Below are 4664 nucleotides of genomic sequence, written 5' to 3'. Positions count from 1 at the left end.
GCAGGAAAAGCGATCATCGCCACCGCGCGCAAGTTGCTGTCGATCATCTACGATACGCTCAAGAACGGCTGGGTCTTCGAAGATTTTACCAAATTTAAAATCAAACAAAATCAATGTCCTACTGGACAACCATCATAGGAGGTGCATCATGAGCGGTATGCGGTTCGCCCCAAAGGGGTACGGCGGCAACCGCCGCGATCCTGATCAGGTCAAACGCGACGGCTGGATCGAACAGCACCTGTTGGCGGTATCGCTTGATGATCATCGGCTGACCTGGCCCGAGCGCGAACTGGTCCGCCAGCTTGGCGAAAAGCTGTACGGTGCGCTTCCGATGGGCCGGGGGGAGGTGCGCAATGGCAAATGACTGGACCCGCGCTATGGTGGCAGACCGGTTGGAACTCGCGGCAGACGTCATGTGCAGCCTGCCGCCGGTGCGCCCACAAGGCTACGTCAGCACATGGCCCGAGTATGCCTACAGCTTTGCGGATCACGTGGAACAGGAGCCGCGGATGAAAAAACCGCTGCCCTCACCGCGGATGATCACGCAAGCGGATGAGGCGATGCTGTGGCTGCGCTGGGTGGACAAGGACATCGGCCAGATCCTCTGGGCCCGCGCCAACCGCAAGGCCTGGAAGGGGATCTGCTGGGCGCATGGGGTCAGCAGGGCCACGGCGAACCGGCGACATGAGTACGGTTTGGCCGTGATTGTTTGGAAGCTGAACGGCAGAGACGTCCCGCGCAAACGGTCGATGCAGTTCGTGATTGGGCAGACGGTATAACTTTATGCAAGACTTGCGGAGCTCACTTATGAGGTATATATTTGCGGTATGAATTGGAGGAAGTAGTGATGGTAGCAGCTGTAAAGCGAAAGACGTCCCTCACGCTTGATGCGGCGGCACTCGACAGCGCCAAAGCTTTGAGTATCAACGTTTCAGCTGTTGCTGAGGCTGCCCTTGTCAAAGCCATTGTTGAGGTCCGCCAACAGCGTTGGCTTGAAGAAAATGCGAGTGCGTTCGCGGAACAATCTGATTGGCATGAGCGCAACGGACATCCTTTGGCAGACATCATTGCTGGATCAGGAGGGGCATCTTGGAACCGTTGAGCCGCTACGATGTTGCTGAATACAACGGCATTTCAATGGTCGTCGTTGAAAGTAACTTGTTGCCACCAGATTCGGCTGTGGTGGTGATACCAATGCTTCCTGACTATCCTGCGGTCCGGCAACTGAACCCTGAAATTACGCATGATGGCAAAAAGTTAATTCTCGCAACACGCCTGATCGCAGCTGTGCGCAGGGCAAGTTTGTGCCCAAAAGGTAATGTGGCTGACCAAGGTGATCAGATCACTCGCGCGATTGATGTCTTGATGGCTGGTGTCTGAGAGGATTTGAACGGTTTGCAATTCATTTAGCTTGCGGCCTTACCTTCAAAACCTGTCAACCCCTCTCGTGCACGTGAGACACTTTTCGGTGAGACACCGCAAGCTGTGACAGATCCCGATCGAGAGGCTATAAGAACGATAAGATGACCGTCGTGTGTCTGGGAGAAATGTCCTCTTTATAGCGAGGCAACATAGGTAGTCTGTCATCTTCGTTTTGGAGCATTTGCCGCGCTTGTGACAGCTAGTGACGTTGACCAAGCTTATGATGAGTGCGACAAACCGGCTGGGGGAAGCCGAAACTCTGGAGGTGGCGCCGTGACCTCTAAAGACATATTATCAACCACCGAGGCATTACGTCGCCTATCGTTAAAGCGCGGTTATGCTCGCGACGCTGTATCACGTGCGCGCAAAGAACCGGCCAATGTTCGCGATATTATGTTAAAAATCAGGGAAATCCGACCTGGTCTTAAAGCCCGTATACGATTGGTAAAGCAGATCAAGAAAATGCCAGGCGTCATAACTGGTTCATATTCATCATCTGGGACCGTCCGAACTGTGTACCGTGAAGTAGTTGCAATGCAGACCCGGCATGAAGAAGAGGAGCTTTTTACAGAAGATGTGCTTCTATATTCTGCCGTCTTTGCTGAAAGCACGCGCACGAGACGTAGCCTGCACATTGCAAGGGTCAGCTTGAATTATCATGCCATTGAACGGCTGATTGAACGTAGCGATTGTGAAATTGGTCCAGGCTTTCTGGGGCTGATTGATCGAGAAGCGAACCATATCCTCAAGGAACTGGCGCGCGATATGTGCATTTCGCACAATGAAGACGAATTCATACGATCGAGCTACTGTGGCGTTTGGGCGGGAAGCATTGATGCCTCAAGGCCTGACCCTGAATGGTTTGCCAGTGAAGCAGACCCCAAAGCCCCGATTTTTTCTGTCCGGACGTTTCTCAGTCCGGATGAAATGCATCCCTCCATTTGGATGAAATGGAACGATGGGGTCGTGGCTAAACCCGCTGAATAATCAACCCCACAGACCGGTCTGCTTGAAAAGCCTCCTGCACCCTGCGTAAACTCCCACCGGCGACAGTGCGCGGCTACTTCGACGCGTGGCCTAATTTTGCCCGATCTACGAGAAAGATCGCAGCCATGGAACCGCAGCCCATGCGCGTCTGGCCGTCTGCACACGCTATCACTCGGCTTGAGAAGACCTTTGACTGGGTGCTCTGGATCGATGAGGCTAATCGCAAGCTGATCTGGTTGCGGGTGGCGCGCCGGCCATAGAAGGAGATTACCTACGAGTTGGGAGTTGACCGTAGCACCTCCTGGCGCAAGCATAAGTCGCCATTGACGAAAAACGCATCACGGCTAAGTTCAAATTTACACAAATTTGTAGGGCAGGTTTGTTTTAGCCTGGCCGCAGGTCTGAAACGATATGTATTCTGGGCCAGGGGGGAAGAATGATAAGAAGCGAATTGGTGGCGCGGATTGCAGCAGAAAATCCCTACCTGACCCACGCAGATGCAGAAAAAGTTGTGGCTACAGTCTTTAACACGATTATTGATCACCTCGAACTGGGCGGGCGTGTCGAGTTACGAGGGTTTGGTGTTTTTAGCGTGCGCCATTATGAAGGTGGACAGCGCCGCAATCCACGCACAGGTGAATTTATTTGGCTTGATGCGAGATCAAAGCCATTTTTCAAGATAGGCAGGAACCTGAACAACCGTTTGAACTCTGACTGACAGCCGGTTGTTGCAACAGTTTTGTGTTCGACACATGCAACATTTCCAATGCTACCGGTCAGGCATGATGGGTAGAGTGCGTTGGAAGACGTTTGTCCCCGTTTCATTTGGGCGGCTGTTGGTTTGCAGGTCTGCAACCGCCTATCGGTTAATCGAAAGAAAACTGTCTCCACCCAAAATTGGCCATCATCTAACCCATTGATATTGAACGGGTCCTTCCTGTTTGTAACCGTATACGGGGGGCTTGGCACCGCGCTTTCCCAGTGACACCGCCAAAAACACCCGTTTCGTTTCGCTTTGCGCGCAACCCCAATAAAACATGGGCCTAACGGCCTGACAAACCCCGCCTGAAACGAAACGGGGGTCTCACCCCATTTCGCTTCGCGGCCCGAACCCGTTTCGGTTCGGCACTTTTCCAAGGAAACACCCATGGACGTTTTCGACCTGCCGCTGGAGCAGATCATTCCCTATGCGCGCAACCCGCGCAACAACGCGCAGGCCATCGCCACGGTCGCGGCTTCGATCCAGGAATTCGGCTGGCGCCAGCCGATCGTTGTCGATGAGGCGATGGTGGTTCTGGCCGGGCACACGCGGCTGGAAGCAGCGCGCAAGCTCGGGTTTAAATCCGCGCCGGTGCATGTCGCCAAGGGGCTGACCGAGGCCCAAGCACGCGCCTTCCGGATCATGGATAACCGCTCAAGCGAAAACGCCGAGTGGGACAAGGACCTGCTGAACCTCGAACTGGCCGACTTGCTGGAAGCTGATTTTGATCTGGGCCTGACGGGCTTCACCGACGACGAACTGAACGCGCTGATGAACAGCCTCGATGCTGGCACCGGTCCGCAGGAGGGCGAGGACGATATTCCGGACACGCCGGAGGACCCGATCAGCCGTCCCGGCGATCTCTGGATCCTCGGTAATCACCGGCTGCTCTGTGGCGACAGCACAGTGGCCACCGATGTCGAGCGGGTTCTGAATGGCGTGAAGCCGCTATTGCTCATAAGCGATCCTCCGTACGGTGTTGAATATGACCCGGGCTGGCGCAATCAGGCGGGTGCCGCCAAAACCAAACGCACGGGCAAAGTGCTGAACGATGATCGCGCCGACTGGCGCGAGGCCTGGGCGCTCTTCCCCGGCGATGTTGCCTATGTTTGGCATGGCGCATTGCATGCAGCGACGGTCGCGGAAAGCCTTGAGGTGGCGGGCTTCACCATCCGGTCGCAGATCATCTGGGCCAAGGAGCGACTGGTGCTCAGCCGGGGTGATTATCACTGGCAGCATGAACCGGCGTGGTACGCGGTCAAGAAGACCGGCAAGGGCCACTGGGCGGGTGATCGCAAGCAGACGACACTGTGGCAAATCCCGAGCAAAGATCAGGATGCCAAGACGGTCCACGGGACGCAGAAACCCGTCGAGTGTATGCGCCGCCCCATTCTGAACAACTCCAGCCCGGGGCAGGCGGTCTATGAACCCTTCATGGGTTCGGGCACGACGTTGATCGCGGCAGAGACCACAGGCCGGGTCTGCTACGGTATCG

Annotated in this window: 8 protein-coding genes; all 8 read left to right on the top strand. The window is 55.3% G+C overall.

The genetic code is table 11. The annotated features are described in order from the left end of the window. The first annotated feature begins 148 nt into the window (after window positions 1-148). Window positions 149-364, top strand: coding sequence for a hypothetical protein (locus tag VGP75_RS12285; protein ID WP_526025512.1), 216 nt, complete (start codon window positions 149-151; stop codon window positions 362-364). Continuing rightward, window positions 354-779 carry a DUF6362 family protein gene (locus VGP75_RS12280; RefSeq protein ID WP_327543944.1) on the top strand — a complete coding sequence of 142 codons (426 nt, stop codon included), beginning with the start codon at window positions 354-356 and terminating at the stop codon, window positions 777-779. The genes VGP75_RS12285 and VGP75_RS12280 overlap by 11 nt, the downstream gene beginning before the upstream one ends. A 68-nt stretch (window positions 780-847) precedes the next feature. Next, window positions 848-1102, top strand: coding sequence for a type II toxin-antitoxin system CcdA family antitoxin (locus VGP75_RS12275; RefSeq protein ID WP_327543943.1), 255 nt, complete (start codon window positions 848-850; stop codon window positions 1100-1102). After that, entirely contained in the window at window positions 1090-1380 is a 291-nt protein-coding gene (locus VGP75_RS12270; RefSeq protein ID WP_327543942.1) for a CcdB family protein, read from the top strand. The genes VGP75_RS12275 and VGP75_RS12270 overlap by 13 nt, the downstream gene beginning before the upstream one ends. A gap of 315 nt (window positions 1381-1695) precedes the next feature. Beyond that, window positions 1696-2409 (top strand): hypothetical protein, encoded by a 714-nt coding sequence (locus tag VGP75_RS12265; protein ID WP_327543941.1) that lies wholly within the window; start codon window positions 1696-1698, stop codon window positions 2407-2409. 41 nt (window positions 2410-2450) lie between these two features. Beyond that, window positions 2451-2669, top strand: a complete 219-nt coding sequence (locus VGP75_RS12260; protein ID WP_327543945.1) for a DUF6362 family protein — start codon at window positions 2451-2453, stop codon at window positions 2667-2669. 176 nt (window positions 2670-2845) lie between these two features. Next, entirely contained in the window at window positions 2846-3127 is a 282-nt protein-coding gene (locus VGP75_RS12255; RefSeq protein ID WP_327543940.1) for an HU family DNA-binding protein, read from the top strand. A 429-nt stretch (window positions 3128-3556) separates the two neighbouring features. Then, window positions 3557-4664: DNA modification methylase (locus VGP75_RS12250; protein WP_327543939.1), on the top strand; the 1108-nt coding region annotated here is incomplete at its 3' end.

Origin of the sequence: Yoonia sp. (assembly GCF_036007805.1) — a bacterium.
Taxonomy (GTDB): Bacteria; Pseudomonadota; Alphaproteobacteria; order Rhodobacterales; family Rhodobacteraceae; genus Yoonia.
Note: the sequence above shows the minus strand (reverse complement) of the source record. Positions and strands in the feature narration are given on the sequence as shown.

What these genes read in the sequence shown, in the direction of transcription:
- VGP75_RS12275 (WP_327543943.1), top strand. Translation starts at nt 848, where the DNA reads ATGGTAGCAGCTGTAAAGCGAAAGACGTCCCTCACGCTTGATGCGGCG.
- VGP75_RS12280 (WP_327543944.1), top strand. Translation starts at nt 354, where the DNA reads ATGGCAAATGACTGGACCCGCGCTATGGTGGCAGACCGGTTGGAACTC.
- VGP75_RS12255 (WP_327543940.1), top strand. Translation starts at nt 2,846, where the DNA reads ATGATAAGAAGCGAATTGGTGGCGCGGATTGCAGCAGAAAATCCCTAC.
- VGP75_RS12285 (WP_526025512.1), top strand. Translation starts at nt 149, where the DNA reads ATGAGCGGTATGCGGTTCGCCCCAAAGGGGTACGGCGGCAACCGCCGC.